The following is a 22,236-nucleotide window of genomic DNA, read 5'->3' as shown; positions in this document are numbered from 1 at the left end:
CCCATGCCCGCCCTGCGCATCCTCCTTCTGCTTCGCGGCGCGGTCAGCGTGCTGTTCGCGCTGTCCAAGCTGGCGCCGGCGACGATTCCGGCGGCGATGTCGTTGAACCGCAACGGCACTTTTTCGATGATCGACGGGCTGCTCGGGCTGGCCCTGGCCTTCGCGGTGTCGAAGTCGCCGCGCTACAAGTGGCTGTTCGGGCTGGTGCTGGCCGACGCGCTGGTGCGCCTGCTGATCGGCATCGTGGCGATCGCTGCCCCGGACATCGAGGGCCGCATCCTGGGCTCGATCGCCTTCTTCGGCGCCATCATCACGGCCTGCGTGGCGCTCGGCGTGTTCGGGCTGTTCTTCGCGCTGAGGGGCGGTCGCGAGGCGCCGGCCGACGCGCGCGGCGGGGTCGTGCCGGTGCTGGTGGTCAGCGCCTGCACCCTGGTGCTGGGCGTGGGCCTGCTGTTCGGCTTCGGATCGGTCGATGCGCGCCGGCTGCTGATCGGCGGCGTCGCACTGGCGATCGGCCTGTGCCTGCTCGCGAGCGGCTTTCTCTCGAAGGACCCACGGTCCATTCGCTGAGCTCAGGCGCCGGCGTGGCTGGCGCCGTCCGGCGTCACGCCCAGCTGTCCCACGGCGCGCACCAGGTCGGCCAGGGAGCTCACCTCCATCTTCTCCATGACGTGTGCGCGATGGGCCTTCACGGTGCGTTCGGCGGCACCGAGCTGGGCGCTGATCTGCTTGTTGAGGGCGCCGTTGACGACCATTTCCATGACCTGCCTTTCGCGCGGGCTGAGCCGCGAATAGCGGGTCTGCAGGGCGCACAGCCGGCGTCGCGCCTGGCGCCGCACGGCGTCGTCCTCGATCGCCTTGCGGACCACGGTCAGCAGCGTCTCGCTGTCCACCGGCTTGAACAGGAAATCCGAGGCGCCGGCCTTCATGGCCCGCAGCGTCTCGTGCACCGTGGCCTCCGCGGTCACGAAGATCACGGGCAGGGGTTCGGGCTGGCTGGCGACCATCTCCTGCAGGTCGAGCCCGCTGGGACCGGGCATGTGGATGTCCAGCACCAGGCAACCCGGTGCGCTGCCGATGCCTTCGAGCAGCATCTCGCCGACCGATCCGTACTCCATCACCTGGTGCCCCGCGCTTTTGAGAAGCCGCTGCAGGGCCCGCCGAAAGGCGATGTCGTCATCGATCAGCCGGACGACGGGCGATTCCCCGTCCGCGGCAGCACTGATTTGCTTTCCCATGCCAATCCTCCAGGCGCCCGCAGGCGAAGGTGAATTGAACACGCGCCCTGGGGGCATGACAAGCTGCCCTTTGGTGTAAGCGAATACCGATTTGCTATTTTTGTAGCTATTTAGTTTTATTAAATGAGCTTGACGCAAAAAAAACCGGCCTCGCTCGTGGCGCAGGCCGGTTGATTCGGGGGCCGCGGATTTACAGGGCGGCCTGGCGCGTCGTGCCGCCGGTGCGCGGGCCGCTGAATTGCGGCGGGACCACGCTGTTGGCGAAGGATTCGACGCGGACGTTCTGGTTCGGCCGGTGGGCGGCGGCGACGGCTTCGCTGCGCACCGACGAACGATCGCGGGTGCTGGCGATGGTGGTCACGCCGTTGTTGTAGCCTTCCGCGTAGGGGTTCGCGCTGTGAGCCGCGACTGCGGCCTGGGTGCTCACTTCGGCGCGGCTGTTGGCGGAAGTAAGCGCATGCACGCCGTCATAGGTTTCGGCTTGGGCGCCAGCGGCGGCGAGCAGCGACAGGGTGGCGGCGGCGATGATTTGCGAGGTCTTCATTTCAGTTGTCCTTTGTTGGTTTGAACGGGCGGAGGGCGCTTCGGCGATCCGTCCACGCAAGTCTAAGGCTGAAGACTAAGTAAAAACCCTAATGAAATCGAACCGCGGTGTTGCCAGGAACGAAACAATCGGCCGGCGACCTGCCGGCATAACCGATCCGCGCCGATGTTGCGGCGCGGCATCGCGAAATTGCAATGGCACGCTCAGTCAGGGTCGAGGCGTCGGCCGTAGGCGCTGAAGCTCGCCGCCTTCAGCGCCTTCATCATCACCTTGGCAGCCGGCGACAGCAGCCGGTCGGTCCGCGTGATGATGCCGAAAGCATCCATGTGGCAGGGCATCTCGACCGGCAGCAGCGCCACGATGCCGTGGCTCGCGTAGTAGCGCGCCACATCGGTGGCCAGCACCGCGACCATGTCGCTCTGCTGCAACATGCGGGTGATGAAGAGCAGCGCCGCGGTCTCGATCACGTTGATCGGCGGTGCCAGCCCTTCTTCCTGGAACATCAGTTCGAAGCGGTGCCGCAGCACGCTGCCGGCGGGCGGCACGATCCAGCCGGCCGACACCAGGTCGCGCAGGCTCAGGCCGCTGACACCGAGCAGTGGATGGCCCGGGCGCACCAATGCGCACACCGGCTCCTCGGTCAGGGCCTCGTAGCGCAGGTTGGTCTTGTCGTGCTCGGCGAACAGCCGCGCCACCAGCAGGTCGAGCTTGCCCTGCTCGAGGCGTTCGAGCAGCACCGGGCTGGTCTCGATCTCGACCGACACCCGCAGGTTGGGCTGCTCGCGCTTCACCTCGGCCACCGCCGGCGGGAGCAGCACCAGGCCCGGTGCGGTGATGACGCCGATATTGACCTGGCCGGCGCGGCCGGCCTTGAGCGCGCTGAGTTCGTCGTGCGCCTGGTTCAGGCTCGCCAGCGCGACCCGGGCGTGGCGGATCATGATCTCGCCATACCAAGTGGGCCGCATGCCGCGTGGCAGGCGGTCGAACAGCGACACCTCGAGCACGTCCTCGAGGTCCTTCAGGAGCTTGGAGGCCGCCGGCTGCGTCATGTTGAGCACCTGGGCCGCCCGATGGATGTTGCCCTCCTCGGCCAGGGCCACCAGCAACAGCAGCTGCCGGGTCTTGAGTCGCGCACGGATGAACCAGTGCGTGTAGTTGGTCATGGGGTTTACCTGAATGCTTCTTCGGATATGCATTCGATCCAAATCTTGATTGGAAAGATATGGGTGTGATTCCTAGACTCGCGTCACCGTGAAACGCAGCGAACTCCAACAGAAAGCCCGCCAGTACATCAATGGCCGTTGGGAAAGCGGTGTCACGACGGGCCTGAGCGAGAACCCGTCCGATACCCGCGAAGTGGTGGCCGAATACGCGCGGGCCGACCGCAGCCAGACCGAGGTGGCGGTCCGCGCCGCGGCCGATGCCTTTCCGCACTGGAGCCAGAGCACGCCGCAGCGGCGCGCCGATGCGCTCGACCAGATCGGCAGCGAGCTCCTGGCCCGACGCGAGGAACTCGGCCTGCTGCTGGCGCGCGAGGAGGGCAAGACCCTGGCCGAGGCCGTCGGCGAGGCCGCGCGGGCCGGTCACATCTTCAAGTTCTTCGCCGGCGAGGCGCTGCGCGCGAGCGGCGGCGAGATGCTGGCCTCGGTGCGGCCGGGGGTGCAGGTCGACGTGACGCGCGAGCCGCTCGGCGTGGTCGGGCTGATCACGCCCTGGAACTTCCCGCTCGCGATCCCGGCCTGGAAGATCGCGCCGGCGCTGGCCCATGGCAACAGCGTGGTGTTCAAGCCGTCCGAACTGGTGCCGGCCTGCGGCTGGGCGCTGGCCGAGATCATCAGCCGGGCCGCGCTGCCGGCGGGCACCTTCAACCTCGTGATGGGCAGCGGCCGCGAAGTCGGCCAGGCGATGGTCGACAGTGCGGGCGTGGACGCGATCAGCTTCACCGGCTCGGTCGCCACCGGCGAGCAGATCCTGCACGCCGCGGCGCGGCGGCGGGCCAAGGTGCAGCTCGAGATGGGCGGCAAGAATCCGCTGCTGGTGCTGGCCGACGCCGATCTCGACCGGGCGGTCGACTGCGCCGTGCAGGGCGCCTACTTCTCGACCGGCCAGCGCTGCACCGCATCCAGCCGGCTGATCGTCGAGGGCGGCGTGCACGACGCCTTCGTGGCGCGACTGCGCCACCGCCTGACGGCGCTCAAGGTCGGGCATGCGCTGGAGCGCGGCACCGACATCGGCCCGGTGGTCGACCGCGCGCAACTGGCACAGAACCTGGCCGCCGTCAGCGCCGCGCGCGAGGAGGGCGCCGAGCACGTCTGGGGCGGCGAAGCGCTGCAGCGCGCGACGGTCGGCCACTACATGAGCCCGGCGCTGTTCCTGGCGCGGCCCGAGCACCGGATCGCGCGTGATGAGATCTTCGGTCCGGTGGCCTGCGTGCTGCGTGCCGACGACTACGACCATGCGCTGCAGATCGCCAACGACACGCCCTTCGGGCTCTGCGCCGGCATCTGCACCACCTCGCTCGCGCGTGCCATGCATTTCAAGCGGCATGCGAAGGTCGGCATGACGATGGTCAACTTGCCGACCGCCGGCGTCGACTACCACGTGCCTTTCGGCGGTCGCAAGGCTTCGAGCTATGGCCCGCGAGAACAAGGCCGGCATGCGGCGGAGTTCTACACCAGCGTAAAGACAGGCTACGTGCTGGCCTGAGCAAACAACGATAACGACAAGAGTTGCTTTTTTCACCACGCCAACCAGGAGACATCATGAAACTGAACCGTCGCACGCTCAATATCGCGCTCGCATCCGCCACGTTGTCCTCGCTGTTGCCGGCCACGGCCCTGGCGCAGAAGAAGCCGGTGCTCGGCTTCGCCCAGGTCGGCGCCGAAAGCGAATGGCGCACCGCCAACACCGAGTCGATCAAGTCGGCCGCGGCCGACGCCGGGATCGAGCTCAAGTTCTCGGATGCGCAGCAGAAGCAGGAGAACCAGATCAAGGCGATCCGTTCGTACATCGCCCAGAAGGTCGATGTCATCGCCTTCTCGCCGGTGGTCGAATCGGGCTGGGACACGGTGCTGCTCGAGGCCAAGGCGGCCAAGATCCCGGTGGTGCTCACCGACCGCTCGGTCAACACCAAGGACGACTCGCTCTACGTCACTTTCATGGGCTCGGACTTCGTCGAGGAAGGCCGCAAGGCCGGCCGCTGGCTGGTCGAGAAGGAAAAGGGCAACCCCGGCCCGATCAACATCGTCGAGCTGCAGGGCACGGTGGGCTCGGCGCCGGCGATCGACCGCAAGAAGGGCTTCGAGGAAATCATCAAGGCCGACCCGAAGTTCAAGATCATCCGCTCGCAGACCGGCGACTTCACGCGCGCCAAGGGCAAGGAGGTGATGGAAGCCTTCCTGAAGGCCGAGGGCAAGAAGATCAACGTGCTGTTCGCGCACAACGACGACATGGCGATCGGCGCGATCCAGGCGATCGAGGAAGCCGGAATGAAGCCGGCGCAGGACATCATCATCATCTCGATCGACGCCGTGAAGGGCGCCTTCGAGGCCATGATGGCCGGCAAGCTCAATGTCTCGGTCGAGTGCAGCCCGCTGCTGGGCCCGCAGCTGATGGCCGCGGTGGCCGACATCAAGGCCGGCAAGCCGCTGCCCAAGCGGATCCTGACCAAGGAAGGGATCTTCCCGATGGAAGTCGCCAAGGCCGAATTCCCGAACCGCAAGTACTGAGACCGCGCGCGGCGCTTCGCGACAGCGCAGCGCCGCGCGTCCGCAAATACAACAAGGAGACCTTCTCATGAAACGCACTTTCATCAAGACCCTGCTGGCCGGCGCCGCCCTGGGACTGTTCGGCCTGGCGCCGCTGGCACAGGCCCAGGACAAGGGCCTGGTCGCGATCTCGATGCCGACCAAGTCGTCGGCGCGCTGGATCGCCGACGGTTCGAACATGGTCAAGTACTTCAACGAGAAGGGCTACAAGACCGATCTGCAGTACGCCGACGACGACATCCCCAACCAGCTGGCGCAGGTCGAGAACATGGTGACCAAGGGCGCCAAGGTGCTGGTGATCGCGGCCATCGACGGCACCACGCTGTCGGACGTGCTGCAGAAGGCGGCCGACAAGGGCGTCAAGGTGATCGCCTACGACCGGCTCATCAAGGGCTCGAAGAACGTCGACTACTACGCCACCTTCGACAACTACCAGGTCGGGGTGCTGCAGGCCAGCTACATCGAGAACGCGCTCAAGCTCAAGGAGGGCAAGGGCCCCTACAACATCGAGCTGTTCGGCGGCTCGCCCGACGACAACAACGCCTTCTTCTTCTACAACGGCGCGATGTCGGTGCTCAAGCCCTACATCGACAGCGGCAAGCTGGTGGTGCGCAGCAAGCAGATGGGCATGGACAAGGTCTCGACCCTGCGCTGGGACGGCGCGGTGGCGCAGGCGCGGATGGACAACCTGCTGTCGGCCTACTACACCAAGGACCGGGTCGACGCGGTGCTGTCTCCGTACGACGGCCTGTCGATCGGCATCATCTCGTCGCTCAAGGGCGTGGGCTATGGCTCGGCGCAGCAGCCGATGCCGGTGGTGACCGGCCAGGACGCCGAGGTGCCGTCGGTCAAGTCGATCCTGAAGAAGGAGCAGACCTCGACCGTGTTCAAGGACACGCGCGAACTGGCGAAGGTGACGGTGGGCATGGTGGACGCGATGCTGGCCGGCAAGACGCCCGAGGTGAACGACACCAAGACCTACAACAACGGCGTCAAGGTCGTGCCGTCGTACCTGCTGAAGCCTGTCAGCGTCGATGCCTCGAACTGGAAGCAGACGCTGGTCGACAGCGGCTACTACAAGGAGAGCCAGATCAAGTAGGCCGCTGAACGGCGTGCGGGTGGAAGGAGCCACGGTGAACGATGTGATCCTGGAGATGCGCGGCATCACCAAGACCTTTCCGGGCGTGAACGCGCTGGACAACGTCAACCTCGCGGTGCGCGCCGGCGAGATCCATGCCGTGGTCGGCGAGAACGGCGCGGGCAAGTCGACGCTGATGAAGGTGCTGAGCGGCGTGTATCCCTGCGACTCGTACCAGGGCGAGATCCACTTCGAGGGCCAGCTGCGCCGCTTCAAGGACATCTCCGACAGCGAGAAGCTCGGCATCATCATCATCCACCAGGAGCTGGCGCTGGTGCCGCTGCTGTCGATCGCGGAGAACATCTTCCTCGGCAACGAGACGGCGCGCGGGGGCGTGATCGACTGGTTCGAGGCCTATGCCCGCACCCGCGTTCTGCTGGCCAAGGTCGGGCTCAAGGAGCCGCCGACGGCGCTGATCACCAACCTGGGCGTCGGCAAGCAGCAGCTGGTCGAGATCGCCAAGGCGCTCTCGAAAGAGGTCAAGCTGCTGATCCTCGACGAGCCGACCGCGAGCCTGAACGAGAGCGACAGCGATGCTCTGCTGCGCCTGCTGCTGGAGCTGAAGGCGCAGGGCATCGCGTCGATCCTCATCTCGCACAAGCTCAACGAGATCGCCAAGGTGGCCGATTCGATCACCGTGCTGCGCGACGGCGCGACCGTCGAGACCATGGACTGCCGCGGCGCGCCGATCAGCGAGGACCGCATCATCCGCGGCATGGTCGGGCGCGACATGGCGCACCGCTACCCGGAGCGCAGGCCGGACATCGGCGAGACCATCTTCGAAGTGCGCGACTGGCACGTGCACCATGCGCTGCACGCCGATCGCGAGCAGATCAAGGGCGTCGACCTGCACGTGCGGCGCGGCGAGATCGTCGGCATCGCGGGACTGATGGGCGCGGGCCGCACCGAGTTCGCGATGAGCGTGTTCGGGCGATCCTACGGACAGCGCATCAGCGGCTCGGTGCACATGCACGGCAAGGAAGTCGATGTGAGCACCATCCGCAAGGCGATCGACCACGGCATCGCCTACGTCACCGAGGACCGCAAGAGCGCCGGGCTGGTGCTGGAGGAGGACATCCGCAAGAACGTGAGCCTCGCCAACCTGGCCGCCGTGTCCGAGCGCGGGGTGATCGACGACGGCCGGGAGTTCAAGGTCGCGAGCGACTACCGGCGCGCGCTCAACATCCGCTGTGCCGGCGTGGACCAGCGCGTGGTCAACCTCTCGGGCGGCAACCAGCAGAAGGTGGTGCTGAGCAAATGGCTGTTCGCCCAGCCCGAGCTGCTGATCCTCGACGAGCCCACGCGCGGCATCGACGTCGGCGCCAAGTACGAGATCTACACCATCATCGAACGGCTTGCGAGCGAAGGGAAAGGCATCCTCATGATTTCGTCGGAACTGCCCGAGCTGCTCGGCATGTGCGACCGCATCTACGTGATGAACGAGGGGCGCTTCGTCGCCGAGTTTCCGGCCGCCGAGGCCTCGCAGGAGAAGATCATGCGCGTCATAGTGGCTTCCGGGAGCAGCGTCCATGCCGCCTGAACTCGAGGCCGTGAAGGCCGCCACCCACCTCGCGCCGGCGGCGCCCGGCGCGCACGCCGGCTTCCTCAAGAACAACCTGCGCGAGTACGGCATGCTGATGTCGCTGGTCGCGATCATGGTGCTGTTCCAGGTGCTGACCGACGGCACCCTGATGCGGCCGCTGAACCTCACCAACCTGCTGCTGCAGAACAGCTACATCGTGATCATGGCGCTGGGCATGCTGCTGGTGATCGTGGCCGGCCACATCGACCTGTCGGTGGGCTCGGTGTGCGGCTTCATCGGCGCGCTGGCGGCGGTGCTGATGGTCGAATACGAATGGCACTTCGTGCCGACCTTCATCGTCTGCCTCATCGCCGGCGGCGCGATCGGCGCGGCGCAGGGCTGGTTCGTGGCCTTCTTCCGGATCCCGTCGTTCATCGTGACGCTGGCCGGCATGCTGGTGTTCAAGGGCCTGACCTTGGCGCTGCTCGCTGGCCAGTCGGTGGGCCCTTTCCCGGAGGCGTTCCAGAAGCTCAGCTCGGGCTTCGTGCCCGACCCGCTGGGCGGCGAGAGCCTGCGCGCCACCTCCCTGCTGCTCGGCGCGCTGGCCGCCGCGGCGCTGGTCTTCTTCAAGCTGCGCGGCCGCGCCAAGCTGGCCAAGCACGGCATGGAGACCGAGCCCTACGTCTTCTTCCTCGGCAAGAACCTGTTCTTCGCCGCCGTCATCCTGCTGCTGAGCTACCTGCTGGCGACCTACAAGGGCCTGCCCAACGTGCTGATCGTGATGTCGGTGCTGATCGTCGCCTACGACTTCGTCACCAACCGCACCACCGTGGGCCGGCGCATCTACGCGCTGGGCGGCAACGAGAAGGCGGCCCGGCTGTCGGGCGTCAAGACCCAGCGGCTGGCCTTCCTGACCTTCGTCAACATGGGCGTGCTGGCGGCGCTCGCCGGCCTGGTGTTCGCGGCCCGGCTCAACACGGCGACGCCGAAGGCCGGGCTCGGTTTCGAGCTCGACGTGATCGCGGCCTGCTTCATCGGCGGCGCGTCGGCCTCGGGCGGCGTCGGCCGCGTGATGGGCGCGGTCATCGGTGCCTTCATCATGGGCGTGATGAACAACGGCATGTCGATCCTCGGCATCGGCATCGACTACCAGCAGGTGATCAAGGGGCTGGTGCTGCTGGCGGCGGTGTTCGTCGATGTCTACAACAAGAACAAATAGCATGGACACTTCAACCGGCGCGCCCGTGCTGCTGCTCACGGGCATCGACAAGCGGTTCAACGGCGTGCCGGCACTGTCGGGCGTCTCGCTGCGCCTGCGTGCCGGCGAGATTCATGCCCTGCTGGGGCAGAACGGGGCCGGCAAGTCGACCTTGATCAAGGTGCTCACGGGGGTCTACCCGGCCGATGCCGGCGAGATGGCGCTGGCCGGCCAGCCGATCCGGCCGGCCTCGCCGCTCGACGCGCAGCACCTGGGCATCAGCACGGTCTACCAGGAGGTGAATCTCTGCCCCAACCTGTCGGTGGCCGAGAACATCTTCGCAGGCCGTTATCCGCGCCGCGGCCCGGCCCAGGGCTGGCGCATCGACTGGGCCGCGGTGCACCGCGAAGCACGTGCCTTGCTGGCGCGGCTCGACATCGACATCGACGTCACGCAGCTGCTCTCGAGCTACTCGGTGGCGGTGCAGCAGATGGTGGCGATCGCGCGTGCGCTGGGCCTCTCGTCGAAGGTGCTGATCCTCGACGAGCCGACCTCGAGCCTGGACGACGAGGAGGTGAAGAGCCTGTTCGCGGTGCTGCGCCGGCTGCGGGGGCAGGGCCTCGCGATCCTGTTCGTCACCCACTTCCTGAACCAGGTCTATGCGGTGTCGGACCGCATCACGGTGCTGCGCAACGGCGGCTGGGTGGGCGAGTGGCCGACCGCCGAGCTGGGACCGCAGGCCCTGATCTCGGCGATGGTCGGCCGCGAGTTCGCGGCACAGGCGAGCGGCCATGCCGAACTGCCGGCGATCGAGGCCACGGCGCCGGCGCTGCTGGAGGCCGAGGGCCTGGGCCAGCGCGGGCAGCTGCAGCCGGTCGACTTGCAAGTGCGCGCCGGCGAGGTGGTGGGCCTGGCCGGATTGCTCGGCGCCGGCCGCACCGAACTGGCCCGGCTGCTCTTCGGGCTGGCCAGGCCCGACCAGGGGCGCCTGCGCGTCGATGGCGTCGCGGTCGAGCTGGCGAGCCCGGCCGATGCCGTGAGGCACGGCATCGCGCTGTGCCCCGAGGAGCGCAAGACCGACGGCATCGTGGCCGAGCTGTCGGTGCGGGAGAACATCGCGCTGGCGCTGCAGGCGCGGCGCGGCGTGCGCAACACCTTGTCGCGCGCCGAGCAGGCCGCCCTGGCCGAGCGCTTCGTCAAGGCGCTCGGCATCAAGACCGCCAGCATCGAGACGCCGATCGGCCTGCTGTCGGGCGGCAACCAGCAGAAGGCGGTGCTGGCGCGCTGGCTGGCGATCGCGCCGCGGCTGCTGATCCTCGACGAGCCGACCCGCGGCATCGACGTCGCGGCCAAGCAGGAGATCATGGACGAGATCCTGCGGCTCGCGCGCGGCGGCATGGCGGTGCTGTTCATCTCGTCCGAAATGAACGAGGTGGTGCGCGTGTCGCACCGCATCGCGGTGCTGCGCGAGCGGCGCAAGGTCGGCGAACTGCCGGGCGGAAGCAGCGAGGACGCGGTCTACGAACTGATCGCGGCGGAGACATGAGCCGCCGGGCCGCTCCCAAGGCGAATACCGAAGCGCTGCTGCGCGAAGGTACACCGGTGAGCCAGTTGTTCAAACACCGCCTGGCCTGGCCGCTGGTCACGCTGCTGCTGCTGCTGGCGATCAACGCGGCCTTCAACCCGAGCTTCCTGCATCTCGAATGGCGCAGCGGCCATCTCTACGGCAGCCTGATCGACATCCTGAACCGTGCCGCGCCGCTGGTGCTGGTGTCGCTCGGCATGACGCTGGTGATCGCCACCCGCGGCATCGACATCTCGGTCGGCGCGGTGGTGGCGATCGCGGCGGCCATCGCGGCCTGGATGATCGGCGGCTCGCTGGTGGTCAGCAATGGCGCGGCGGCGCAGGTGAGCCGCTTCCCGATGTGGCTGGCGATCGTGGGCGCGCTCGGCGCCGCGCTGGCCTGCGGTCTCTGGAACGGCCTGCTGGTCGCTCGCGTCGGCATGCAGCCGATCATCGCGACCCTGATCCTGATGGTCGCCGGGCGCGGCATCGCGCAGCTGATCACCGGCGGGCAGATCATCACCATCTACTACGCGCCCTTCTTCTTCATCGGCAGCGGCTATCTGTTCGGGCTGCCGTTCTCGGTCTACGTCGCGGCCTTCGTCTTCGCCGTGCTGTACCTCGCGATCACGCGCAGCGCGCTCGGCCTGTTCATCCAGGCGGTCGGCATCAATCCGGGCGCGGCCCGGGTCGCCGGCGTGCGCGCGCGCCGCATCGTGGTCGGCGCCTACATGTTCTGCGGCTTCTGCGCCGGCGTCGCGGGCCTGCTGATCAGCTCCAACGTCAAGAGCGCGGACGGCAACAACGCCGGCCAATTGCTCGAACTCGACGCCATCCTGGCCGTGACGCTCGGCGGCACCGCGCTCACGGGCGGGCGCTTCAGCCTGGTCGGCAGCGTGATCGGCGCGCTGATCATCCAGACCCTGACGTATGCGATCTATTCGCTCGGTGTGCCGCCCGAGATCAACCTGGTGGTCAAGGCGGTGGTGGTGTTCGTGGTGATGCTGCTGCAGTCGGCGGAGTTCCGGGCCAGCCTGCGGCAGCTGGCGGTGCGGCCGGCGCATGGGGGGGCGACGCGATGAGCGCGCTGGTGTCGAACGAAACCGCGGCGGCCGATGGCGCGACCGCGGCGTCGCGCGGCCGGCCGGCCGGCGCGCGCTTCAATCCCAAGTACCTGCCGCTGGCGGCGACGATCTCGCTGTTCATGCTGATGGCGACCCTGGGGTCGGTCTTCTACGACGGCTTCTTCTCGCCGCAGGTGTTCCTGAACCTGCTGATCGACAACGCCTTCGTGTGCATCGTCGCGGTCGGCATGACCTTCGTGATCCTGTCGGGTGGCATCGACCTGTCGGTCGGCTCGGTGATCGCGCTGACCACCATGGTCTCGGCCTCGCTGGTCGAGAAGCACGGCTGGAGCCCGGCGCTGGTGATTCCGCTGGTGCTGGCGATGGGCACGGCCTTCGGCGCCTTCATGGGCCTGCTGATCGAGCGCTTCCGGCTGCAGCCCTTCATCGTGACCCTGGCCGGCATGTTCCTCGCGCGCGGCCTGTGCTACTTGATCAGCATCGACTCGATCAGCATCACCAACGAGTTCTATGCCAAGGTCTCGCAGTGGCGGCTGCCGGTGTGGGGCGATGCCTCGCTGTCGGTGTCGGCGCTGATCGCGCTGGCGGTGGTGGCGCTGGCGGTGTTCATCGCCCACTTCACGCCCTTCGGCCGCGCGGTGTACGCCATCGGCGGCAGCGAGCAGTCGGCGCTGCTGATGGGCCTGCCGGTGCGCTCGACCGTGGTCGGCGTCTACACGCTGTCGGGCTTCTGCTCGGCGCTTGGCGGCGTGGTCTTCACCTTCTACATGCTGTCGGGCTACGGCCTGCATGCGATCGGCCTCGAGCTCGACGCCATCGCCGCGGTGGTGATCGGCGGCACCCTGCTTACCGGCGGGGTCGGCTACGTGGTGGGCACGCTGTTCGGCGTGCTCATGCTGGGCATCATCCAGACCCTGATCTCCTTCGACGGCACGCTGAGCTCGTGGTGGACCCGCATCGTGGTGGGCGTGCTGCTGTTCGTCTTCTGCCTGCTGCAGCGCCTGTTCACGGCGCGCGGCACCGGCACCCACTGAGTCCACGGCATGCCCGACACCCCGACCCGGAAGCTGCGCTCCGCCGAATGGTTCGGCCCGGCCGACAAGAACGGCTTCATGTACCGCAGCTGGATGAAGAACCAGGGCATTCCAGACCACGAGTTCGACGGCCGGCCGATCATCGGCATCTGCAACACCTGGTCCGAGCTGACGCCCTGCAACGCGCACTTCCGCAAGATCGCCGAGCACGTCAAGCGCGGTATATCAGAAGCAAACGGTTTTCCGGTCGAGTTCCCGGTGTTCTCCAATGGCGAGTCCAACCTGCGCCCGACCGCGATGCTGACGCGCAACCTCGCCAGCATGGACGTCGAGGAGGCGATCCGCGGCAACCCGATCGACGCCGTGGTGCTGCTCACCGGCTGCGACAAGACCACGCCGGCGCTGATGATGGGGGCCGCCAGCTGCGACATCCCGGCCATCGTCGTCACCGGCGGACCGATGCTCAACGGCAAGCTCGAGGGCCGCGATATCGGTTCCGGCACCGCCGTCTGGCAGCTGCACGAGTCGATGAAGGCCGGCGAGATCGACCTGCACCAGTTCCTGTCGGCCGAGGCCGGAATGTCGCGTTCGGCCGGCACCTGCAACACCATGGGCACGGCCTCGACCATGGCCTGCATGGCCGAGGCGCTGGGCGCCTCGCTGCCGCACAACGCGGCGATCCCGGCGGTCGATGCGCGGCGCTACGTGCTGGCGCAGATGTCGGGCATGCGCGCGGTCGAGATGGCGCGCGAGGGGCTCACGCTGTCGAAGATCCTGACCCGCGAGGCCTTCGAGAACGCGATCCGCGTCAACGCGGCGATCGGCGGCTCGACCAATGCGGTGATCCACCTGAAGGCGATCGCGGGCCGGATCGGCGTCGCGCTCGCGCTCGAGGACTGGACCCGCTTCGGCCGCGGCACGCCGACCCTGGTCGACCTGATGCCCTCGGGCCGCTTCCTGATGGAGGAGTTCTACTACGCCGGCGGCCTGCCGGCCGTACTGCGACGCCTGGGCGAGCACGGCCTGCTGCCGCATCCCGGCGCGCTGACCGCCAACGGCCGTTCGCTGTGGGACAACGTGCGCGAGGCGCCGAGCTTCAACGACGAGGTGATCCGCCCGCTGGACAGGCCGCTGGTCGCCGATGGCGGCATGTGCATCCTGCGCGGCAACCTGGCGCCGCGCGGCGCGGTGCTCAAGCCCTCGGCCGCTTCGCCCGAGCTGCTCAGGCATCGGGGCCGGGCGGTGGTGTTCGAGAATCTCGAGCACTACAAGGCGCGCATCGTCGACGAGTCGCTCGAGATCGACGCCAGTTCGGTGATGGTCTTGAAGAACTGCGGGCCGAAGGGCTACCCGGGCATGGCCGAGGTCGGCAACATGGGCCTGCCGCCCAAGCTGTTGCGCCAGGGCGTCAAGGACATGGTGCGGATCTCGGATGCCCGCATGAGCGGCACCGCCTACGGCACGGTGGTGCTGCATGTGGCGCCTGAAGCGGCCGACGGCGGCCCGCTGGCGGCGGTGCAGGACGGCGACTGGATCGAGCTCGACTGCGAGGCCGGACGGCTGCACCTCGACATCGACGATGCCGAACTGGCGGCGCGCCTGGAGGCGATCGCAGGCCGCGCCGCGCCCGCGAGGGGCGGCGGCTACCAGCGACTGTATGTCGACCACGTGATGCAGGCCGACGAGGGCTGCGATTTCGACTTCCTGGTCGGCTGCCGCGGTGCGGCCGTGCCGCGGCACTCCCATTGAGCCCACGGGGCCTGGACGGACCGCTTCAGGGCTTCCAGAACGGGGTCAGTCCGGCCACCTTGGCGAGCGCCTTGCGGCACTGGGTGGCGCTGGCCGGATGGTTGGCCGCCAGCCAGCCGACCGCGAACCAGGCGGCGCCGTCCGTTTCGGCATGCGCGCGGTAGGCCGCCATGGCGGTCGCGGCATCGTTGTGGGCGCCGAGGGCATCCTGCGCCGGCTCCAGCTGCGCCAGGAAGCGCTCGGCGGCGCGGCGCCCGAACAGCGGTGCCACGAACTCCCCCAGGTAGCGCAGGCGCTTGAGGCGCTTGCGCACGCGATGCTGCTCGACCGCTGCCAGGCTTTCGAAGCGCTTGCCGTCGCGCAGCACCTGCCGATGCAGTTTCGAGAGCCGGGCCCGCAGCACCTTGCGGGCCGAGGGGGCCTTGGCGGCAGGTTCGGCCGTGGCGGCGGCGGGCAAGGAGGCGGCGATCAGGTCCATCAGCACCGCCTGGAAGGCCGGGCTTCGCACCGTCGCCGCGGCCGAAGGGGTGGCGTCCGAGTCCGCGGCGATGTTGCAGGGCGGTGCGCCATGGGCTTCCAGCTGCGGCTGCACGCCGCGCATCACGTGCTCGCGATCGCGCTGGCGGCCCAGCGCGCCGAAGGTCTCGGCCAGCGCCGGCTCCCAGGCCGGATCGATGGCCGGCGCGAAGTCGGCCATCTCGCGCAGGGCGGTGCGCAGGCGCCGGATGCCGACGCGCAGCTGGTGCACGTGCTCGGGGTCGGTGCTGTCTGCTGCGACCTCGCTGGCGTTCGGAAGAATCTGGCTCAGGCAGCTGTCGAGCACCGCGCGAAACACCTGCGGGCCGCTCGCATCGGCCTCCAGCCGCGGCGCCGTGGCCTTGACCGGCGGGCCGTGCTCGACGCCGCGGGCCAGCCGCTCGCCGCGCTCCGCCTTGGAGACGGTGTCGAGCCAGAGCCCGTAGCGCGCGCGCCAGCGGCCGGCGAGTTCGAGCAGCGACGACGGACTGCCGTGCTTGAGCTCGATCTCGAGTTCGCGCAGCGGATGGCTGCGGTCGCCGGCGCGCACCGACCCGAGGTCGAAGGCCAGTTCGACCAGCGCATCGCCGCTGCGCATCTCGCGCGTGGTGCGCCAGACATCGGTCCCGTACAGCGGCACCAGCGTGACTTCGGCGGGGTCGTGGCCGGCCCGGCGCAGGGCCTCGGCGATCCGTTCGCCGACCGGCGTGCCGTCATGCCGCCCGACCACGGGCTGCGGAATATCACTGGCCCGGGAAGGCGGGAGTTCGACATTGTGTTCGAGGCGCTCGACCAGCCGCTCGCCCGGGGCCTTGGCGGTCTGCACCCAGGCGCCGTCTTCCTTGCGCACCCGGAGCACGATATGTTGCGCTGCCAGCGCGCCATCCGCGGTGTCGTAGTAGCGGGCGCGCAGATGCGCGCGGTGCGAGCGCCCGCGCGCCACCGCCGCCTCGACCGCCGCCTGGTGCGCGGCGTCGACCTGGAACTTGAGTTCGAATTCGACCACGGGGCCACGCGGGGACCCGACTGCATCGGGCGCCGCCTTCACTCCTTGAGTTCGCTGACCTGCACCGACAGATCGTACAGCTTGGACTTGCTGGCGTAGTAGCGGTCGAGACGCCATTCCTTCAGGATGTCCATGGCCAGCTGGAAGCTCTTGTAGTCGAGGTCGTAGAGCGTGACGAGTTCGAAACTGGCCTCGGATTCGAGCGCCAGCACCAGTCGGGCGAGGATTTTTGCAGACGCGTCGGCCGGGTCCGTTTCGATGAATCGGCGGGCGACCTTGATGGCGTTCATGGGAAAGGCTTCCTCGTTAGTACATTCCCATGACTATAGCCAGCCGACACATGCGAATTGTGACAGTCGCATGACAAGCCTGGGGTTTTCCCCGCTTGTCATGCGCGGTTCAGCGCACGGGCGTTTCGGCCTGTCGGATCACGCCGCCGCCCAGCACGCTGCCGGTGACGGTGCCGTCCATGACCCGGGCTTCGCAGGCCTCGCGGTCGCCGGCCGGCTGGCGGGCGCAACGGGCCAGCGCATTCTGTTGCAGGGTGGCGGCGTCCGGGGCGGGGAAGCCGCCGCGGCGCGCCGTGTCGGCGGCCGCGCCTCGCTCGCGCAGGCAGGCTGCGCGGTCCTGCATCATGCCGTCGCAGGGCAGGCTGCCGAGGGGCGCGCCGGCGGCGAACGCGGCCGATGCGCCGAACAGGCTGCCGGCGGCCAGCAGGGCGGCGGAACAGGAACGCAGTGTGTTTCTCATGGTCACTCCTTGAGTCATGGCGGCGCGGACTCGCGCCACCCCAGGCCGCCACTGTGGGGGCCGGGGCTCAGGAGGCGTGTGGGACGAGGGGGCCGCGCGCGGCGTCCTGCAGGCGCGCTTTGCTGTCGGACAGACGCTCGCGTCAGAGGGAGCGTGGGAGCGCTCAGGCCGGCGCCGGGCCGCCCCAAGGCGGCCTGCGGCCCCCTCGGGGGGCAGCGACCCACACGGAGTGGGGGAGCGTGGGGGCCAACTCAGCCGGCGGCGATGCGCTTGGCCAGGTGGGCCAGCGCTTCCTCGACCTGGTCGACCAGGATCAGCGACAGATCGCCGGGCTGCAGCCGGGCCAGGGCACTGTCGATGGCGATGAACTCGCCACGGATCTCGTCGATGAAGCGGGTCCGCTCGGCGCCCTCCAGGCCCTGGCGCAGCAGCGCCATGACCTCGCCGTCGGCGCGGCCGCGCTGGGCGGCGTCCTGGTAGAGGATCACGTCGTCGAAGGCCTGGCCGAGGATCGCGGTCTGGTCGCGGATGTCGCAGTCGCGGCGATCGCCGGCGCCGCTGATCACCACCGAGCGCTTCTTCGCCGGCATGGTGTCGACCGCGGCCACCAGCGCGCGCATGGCGTCGGTGTTGTGGCCGTAGTCGGCGATGACGGTGGCGCCGCGGTAGTCCATCACGTTGAAGCGGCCGGGCACGCCGGCGGCGTCGTTCTTGAAGCTCGCGAGGCCGCTGCGGATGGTGTCCCAGTCCAGGCCCACGGCCCAGGCCGCGGCCACCGAGGCCATCACGTTGTCGACCTGGAAGCCGATGGTGCCGTTGCGCGTGATCTGCACGTCGCGCAGCGGGATGCGTTCGCGCCACGAGCCTTCGGCCGCGACCACCGCGTCCTGGTCGACGTAGACGGTGCGCTTGCCCTGCGCGCGGTGGGTGGCCATCACCGGATGGGTTCGGTCGGCGCTGAAGAAGATCACGCTGCCCGGGCAGCTGGTGGCCATTGCCGCGACGTTGGGGTCGGCCGCGTTCAGCACCGCGTAGCCGCCGGGCGCCACGTTGCGCACGATCACGCGCTTGAGCACCGCCAGGTCCTCGACGGTGGTGATGTAGTTGAGGCCGAGGTGGTCGCCGCTGCCGATGTTGGTCACCACCGCCACCTGGCAGCGGTCGAAGCCCAGGCCCTCGCGCAGCACGCCGCCGCGCGCCACCTCGAACACGGCGGCATCGACGTCGGGATGCAGCAACACGTTGCGCGCGCTCTTCGGGCCGCTGCAGTCGCCGCTGTCGGTCTGGCGGCCATCGACGTAGACGCCGTCGGTGTTGGTCATGCCGGTGCGCAGTCCGCTGCCGGCCAGCAGGTGGTTGATGAGCCGCGCGGTGGTGGTCTTGCCGTTGGTGCCGGTGACGGCGACCACCGGGATGCGGCCGTCGTCGCCGTGGGCGAAGAGGGTGTCCATCACCGCTTCGCCGACCGCCCGGCCGCGGCCGAACGAGGGCGAGATGTGCATCCGCAGGCCGGGCGCGGCATTGACCTCGACCACGCCGCCATGCTGCTCCTCGAGCGGGCGCAGCACGTTCTCGCAGACCATGTCGACACCGCAGATGTGCAGTCCGACCATCTGGGCCGCGTCGACCGCGCGGGCCGCGACTTCGGGGTGCACCGTGTCCGTCACGTCGGTGGCGGTGCCGCCGGTGGACAGGTTGGCGTTGTTGCGCAGCACCACGCGCTGGCCGAGCGCCGGCACGCTGTCGGGCTGGAGGCCCTGCGATTCGAGCCGGCCGATGGCGATGTCGTCGAGCCGGATCTTGGTCAGCGAGGTGGCGTGGCCTTCGCCGCGGCGCGGGTCCTGGTTGACCAGCTCGACCAGTTCGCGCACCGACTTGAGGCCGTCGCCGATCACCTGCGGCGGGTCGCGGCGGGCGGCGGCCACCAGCCGGTCGCCGACCACCAGCAGGCGGAAGTCGAAGCCGGGCAGGAATTTCTCGACCATCACTTCGCCGTAGGCGGCGGCCGAGTCATAGGCGGCCAGCAGTTGCTCGCGGCTGGTGATGTTGACCGTGACGCCCTTGCCCTGATTGCCGTCCTGCGGCTTGACCACCACCGGCAGGCCGATCTCCTGGGCCGCGGCCCAGCCGTCGGCGGCGTCGCTCACCGGCCGGCCCAGCGGCACCGGCACGCCGGCGGCGTTGAGCAGCTGCTTGGTGAGCTCCTTGTCCTGCGCGATGGCCTCTGCCACGCCGCTGGTGCTGTCGACTTCGGCGGCCTGGATCCGGCGCTGCTTGGAGCCCCAGCCGAACTGCACCAGGCTGCCGCTGGTGAGGCGCCGGTAGGGGATGCCGCGCGCGACCGCCGCGTCGACGATCGAGCCGGTGCTCGGTCCGAGGCGCTCGGATTCGTCGAGGTCGCGCAGCTCGGTGATCGCCGCGGTGGCGTCGAATTCGGTGCCGCCCTGGGCGGCGTCGATCAGGGCCCGCGCCAGTTCCAGCGCGCGGCGGCCGACGGCCTCCTCGCTGTACTGGAAGGTGACCTGGTAGATGCCTTCGTCGATGGTGCGCGAGGTGTGGCCGAAGTTGACTGGGCAGCCGGCCTGGGCCTGCAGCGCGACGGCGGCGTTCTCGAGCACGTGCGCGACCGCCAGCGGCTGGCCCAGCACGACCGGGTGCAGTTCGCCGATGGTCGGGAACAGCGCGCGCAGCCGGTCTTCGAAGCCCGGCAGGCGCTCCATCGCGGATTCTTCGGGGCTGCACGAGACGATCGCCTCGATGCAGGTGTGGCGGCTCCACAGATTCGGGCCCCGGAGGGCGCGGATGCGAGTGACTTCCATGGCGTTCAGGCGCCGGCGGACCCGCAGGCCCGGCCGGTCAGGCAAATTGTTGTTCGGTGGGGATCAGGGTCTGCGACAGCTGCAGCGAGGCCAGCGCCGCCTGCAAATCGGCTTCGAAGGCTTCGACGCCGGCACCGATCAGGTTCAGCGGAATGCCCAGCGCCCAGCCGGCGGCGACCGCGGCGAGCAGGCTTTCGAGGCTGACACCCGCGTGGGTGGCGCGCCAGACTGTCAGCCGGCCGAGGCCGGGCAGGAAGGATTCGCTGCTGCCATTGGACAGCACGACGCGGTCCTGGCGCACCAGCACCGCCTTGCCGCCGGCTTCCCGGTGCTTGGTCAGTGCCTCGGCCTGCGGGTCGGCGGCATACAGGATGACGTCGCCGTCGCACAGCGGCGCCAGGCCCGCGACCCGCGGGTCGCCGGCGTTGAGCACGGCGGTGCCCTCGGGCAGCACGACGTCGACCTGGGTGCGCAGCACCCGGACCATCTGGTCGCTTTCGGTGATGTCGAACTCGCCCAGCGCCTGGGCGCCTTCGAGGTCGGTCACGATGCCGACTTCGCAGCGGTCGTAGGCCAGGCCGTCGCGCAGGATGGTTTCGGCGCCGTTCTCGATCACCACCGCCTGCACGGCGCGGTTCACGAGCAGGCGGCGGCCGGCTTCCCAGTGGGCGCTGTCGCGGGCGTCGACCCGGCGCCGTTCGAGGAACAATCCGTCGCGGCAGGCCAGCCCAGTGTGGCGGCCGCCGAGGCCGATCAGCCAGGCCACCAGGCGCGACAGCACGGCCGTGTCCTGCGAGCCGGCGACGCCGACCACGGGGATGCGGCCCGGCGCGTCGTCCGGAAAGAGGTGGTCGCAGATGGCGCGGCCGACCGGGCGCGGCGAGCCGACGGCCGGCTTCAGGTGCATCAGCAGGCCGGGGCCGGCGTTGACTTCGACGATCGCGCCGCCCTGTGCGGCCAGCGGACGCGAGATGTCCTCGGCCACCAGGTCGACGCCGGCGATGTCCAGGCCGACCACGCGGGCGGCCAGCACGGCCGCATGGGCCACGTCCGGATGCACCTGGTCGGTGCAGTCGATCGCCATGTTGCCGTTGCGCTGGATCGTCACGATCCGGCCGGCCGCGGGCACGGCATGGCCGTCGAGGTCCTGGCGCTTGAGCTCGAGCTGCAGCTTGGCGTCGGTCGCGAGGACGATCACGTCGAGCGGATATTCCTCCTCGGCGCCGCGGCGGGGATCGCTGTTGAGCTGGCTGTCGATCAGCTGGGCCACGGTCGCGCTGCCGTCGCCGGTCACGGTGATGATCTCGCCACGCGCGGCCGCGACCACCTGGCCGCCGACCACCAGCAGGCGGTGTTCGGAACCGCGCACGAAGCGCTCGACCATCACGTCGCTGCCTTCGGGCTCGGCGACCGCGAACGCGGCCATGACTTCGTCGCGGGTGTGGAGTTCGAGCGAGACGCCGCGGCCGTGGTTGGCGTCCGAGGGCTTGACCGCCACCGGCAGGCCGATGTCCTCGGCGGCTTCCCAGGCTTCCTCGGCATTGGCCACCACCTGGCCTTCGGGCACCGGCACGCCGCAGCTGGCGAGCAGCGACTTGGTGAGTTCCTTGTCGCTGGCGATCGATTCGCCGATGGCGCTGGTGTAGTCGGTCTCGGCGGTCCAGATGCGCTGCTGGTTGGCGCCGTAGCCGAGCTGCACCAGGTTGCCGCTATTGAGCCGCAGGTGCGGGATGCCGCGGTCGGTGGCGGCGCCCACGATGCAGGCGGTGCTCGGGCCGAGGTAGCAGTCCTCGACCTTGGCCTTGACCGCATCGACCGCGCGCTGGACGTCGGCGGCGCCGAAGGGCTGGTCGTTGATCGCCGACATCAGAAGCCGGTGGCCTTCGGCCAGCGCGACCCGGGCGACCTGCTCGTCGCGGGCCCGGAACACCATCCGGTAGACGCCGTGCTGCGAGGTGCTGCGGGTCTGGCCGAAGCCGGTCGGCATGCCGGCCAGGTTGAGCAGCTCGATGACCACGTGTTCCAGCACGTGGCCGGCCCAGGTGCCTTCGGTCAGGCGCTGGATGAAGCCGCCGCGCTCGCCGACGCCGCAATGGTGCTCGATCAGCGCCGGCAGCAGGGTGGTCAGGCGGTCCGTGAAGCCGGGAATGGTGTTGGACGGGTGGTCCTCGAGCGCGCCGAGGTCGAGCCAGACTTCCAGCACGGGCCGGTAGGTCCAGAGGTTCGGGCCGCGCAAATAGTTGATGCGCAGCAGTTGTATGTCGTCGAAACGGGTCATGAAAACGTTCGATGTGCTTTGGCCGAGC

Annotated in this window: 18 protein-coding genes; 10 read left to right on the top strand and 8 right to left on the bottom strand. The window is 69.0% G+C overall.

Translation table 11 applies throughout. From position 1 onward, the window contains the following. Positions 1-3: 3 nt before the first annotated feature. Entirely contained in the window at positions 4-570 is a 567-nt protein-coding gene (locus QTI68_RS19405) for a hypothetical protein (RefSeq protein WP_286523637.1), read from the top strand. 2 nt (positions 571-572) lie between these two features. Here QTI68_RS19405 and QTI68_RS19400 read toward each other — a convergent pair whose 3' ends face one another. The 3 genes from QTI68_RS19400 to QTI68_RS19390 all read right to left on the bottom strand — a co-directional run bounded on the left by QTI68_RS19400 (position 573) and on the right by QTI68_RS19390 (position 2,945). Beyond that, positions 573-1,238 (bottom strand): response regulator transcription factor, encoded by a 666-nt coding sequence (locus tag QTI68_RS19400; RefSeq protein ID WP_286523636.1) that lies wholly within the window; start codon positions 1,236-1,238, stop codon positions 573-575. Positions 1,239-1,428: 190 nt separating this feature from the next. Further along, the gene (locus tag QTI68_RS19395; protein WP_286523635.1) at positions 1,429-1,782 is read right to left on the bottom strand and encodes an alpha/beta hydrolase; all 354 of its coding nucleotides are present in this window, start codon (positions 1,780-1,782) and stop codon (positions 1,429-1,431) included. Positions 1,783-1,985: 203 nt separating this feature from the next. Next, a complete protein-coding gene (locus QTI68_RS19390; RefSeq protein WP_286523633.1) occupies positions 1,986-2,945 on the bottom strand; it encodes a LysR family transcriptional regulator in 960 nt (319 codons plus the stop codon). Positions 2,946-3,033: 88 nt separating this feature from the next. On the opposite strand from QTI68_RS19390, the gene QTI68_RS19385 reads away from it, so the two are divergent. From QTI68_RS19385 to QTI68_RS19345, 9 genes are all read left to right on the top strand, one after another. Continuing rightward, positions 3,034-4,488: an aldehyde dehydrogenase family protein gene (locus QTI68_RS19385; RefSeq protein WP_286523631.1), complete on the top strand. Its 1,455-nt coding sequence runs from the start codon at positions 3,034-3,036 to the stop codon at positions 4,486-4,488. Between the two features lie 56 nt (positions 4,489-4,544). Continuing rightward, complete coding sequence (locus QTI68_RS19380; RefSeq protein WP_286523630.1) at positions 4,545-5,510, top strand: ABC transporter substrate-binding protein; 966 nt, start codon at positions 4,545-4,547, stop codon at positions 5,508-5,510. A gap of 67 nt (positions 5,511-5,577) precedes the next feature. After that, complete coding sequence (gene chvE, locus QTI68_RS19375; RefSeq protein WP_286523629.1) at positions 5,578-6,648, top strand: multiple monosaccharide ABC transporter substrate-binding protein; 1,071 nt, start codon at positions 5,578-5,580, stop codon at positions 6,646-6,648. 55 nt (positions 6,649-6,703) lie between these two features. Next, positions 6,704-8,227, top strand: a complete 1,524-nt coding sequence (mmsA, locus tag QTI68_RS19370) for a multiple monosaccharide ABC transporter ATP-binding protein (RefSeq protein ID WP_286523963.1) — start codon at positions 6,704-6,706, stop codon at positions 8,225-8,227. Further along, complete coding sequence (gene mmsB, locus QTI68_RS19365; RefSeq protein WP_286523628.1) at positions 8,217-9,428, top strand: multiple monosaccharide ABC transporter permease; 1,212 nt, start codon at positions 8,217-8,219, stop codon at positions 9,426-9,428. The genes mmsA and mmsB overlap by 11 nt, the downstream gene beginning before the upstream one ends. A gap of 1 nt (position 9,429) precedes the next feature. Then, positions 9,430-10,953, top strand: coding sequence for a sugar ABC transporter ATP-binding protein (locus tag QTI68_RS19360; protein ID WP_286523626.1), 1,524 nt, complete (start codon positions 9,430-9,432; stop codon positions 10,951-10,953). Beyond that, entirely contained in the window at positions 10,950-12,053 is a 1,104-nt protein-coding gene (locus QTI68_RS19355; protein ID WP_286523625.1) for an ABC transporter permease, read from the top strand. The genes QTI68_RS19360 and QTI68_RS19355 overlap by 4 nt, the downstream gene beginning before the upstream one ends. Continuing rightward, positions 12,050-13,090 carry a galactofuranose ABC transporter, permease protein YjfF gene (gene yjfF / locus QTI68_RS19350; RefSeq protein WP_286523624.1) on the top strand — a complete coding sequence of 347 codons (1,041 nt, stop codon included), beginning with the start codon at positions 12,050-12,052 and terminating at the stop codon, positions 13,088-13,090. Before QTI68_RS19355 ends, yjfF begins: the two co-directional genes overlap by 4 nt. Before the next feature lie 9 nt (positions 13,091-13,099). Further along, the gene (locus QTI68_RS19345) at positions 13,100-14,839 is read left to right on the top strand and encodes an IlvD/Edd family dehydratase (protein WP_286523621.1); all 1,740 of its coding nucleotides are present in this window, start codon (positions 13,100-13,102) and stop codon (positions 14,837-14,839) included. Between the two features lie 25 nt (positions 14,840-14,864). Here QTI68_RS19345 and QTI68_RS19340 read toward each other — a convergent pair whose 3' ends face one another. From QTI68_RS19340 to QTI68_RS19320, 5 genes are all read right to left on the bottom strand, one after another. Continuing rightward, positions 14,865-16,361, bottom strand: a complete 1,497-nt coding sequence (locus QTI68_RS19340) for a CYTH and CHAD domain-containing protein (RefSeq protein WP_286523620.1) — start codon at positions 16,359-16,361, stop codon at positions 14,865-14,867. A gap of 38 nt (positions 16,362-16,399) precedes the next feature. Beyond that, complete coding sequence (locus tag QTI68_RS19335) at positions 16,400-16,651, bottom strand: hypothetical protein (protein WP_286504736.1); 252 nt, start codon at positions 16,649-16,651, stop codon at positions 16,400-16,402. Positions 16,652-16,760: 109 nt separating this feature from the next. After that, complete coding sequence (locus QTI68_RS19330; protein WP_286523618.1) at positions 16,761-17,111, bottom strand: hypothetical protein; 351 nt, start codon at positions 17,109-17,111, stop codon at positions 16,761-16,763. Positions 17,112-17,362: 251 nt separating this feature from the next. After that, positions 17,363-19,930 (bottom strand): cyanophycin synthetase, encoded by a 2,568-nt coding sequence (gene cphA, locus QTI68_RS19325; RefSeq protein WP_286523617.1) that lies wholly within the window; start codon positions 19,928-19,930, stop codon positions 17,363-17,365. A 37-nt stretch (positions 19,931-19,967) separates the two neighbouring features. Next, positions 19,968-22,208 (bottom strand): cyanophycin synthetase, encoded by a 2,241-nt coding sequence (locus QTI68_RS19320; RefSeq protein WP_286523616.1) that lies wholly within the window; start codon positions 22,206-22,208, stop codon positions 19,968-19,970. Between the last annotated feature and the right edge of the window lie 28 nt (positions 22,209-22,236).

The organism is Variovorax sp. J31P207, assembly GCF_030316965.1.
In the GTDB taxonomy this organism is placed as follows: Bacteria; Pseudomonadota; Gammaproteobacteria; order Burkholderiales; family Burkholderiaceae_C; genus Variovorax; species Variovorax ginsengisoli_B.
The sequence above is the reverse complement of the archived record's forward strand: the minus strand, read 5'-3'. Positions and strand labels throughout refer to the sequence as shown.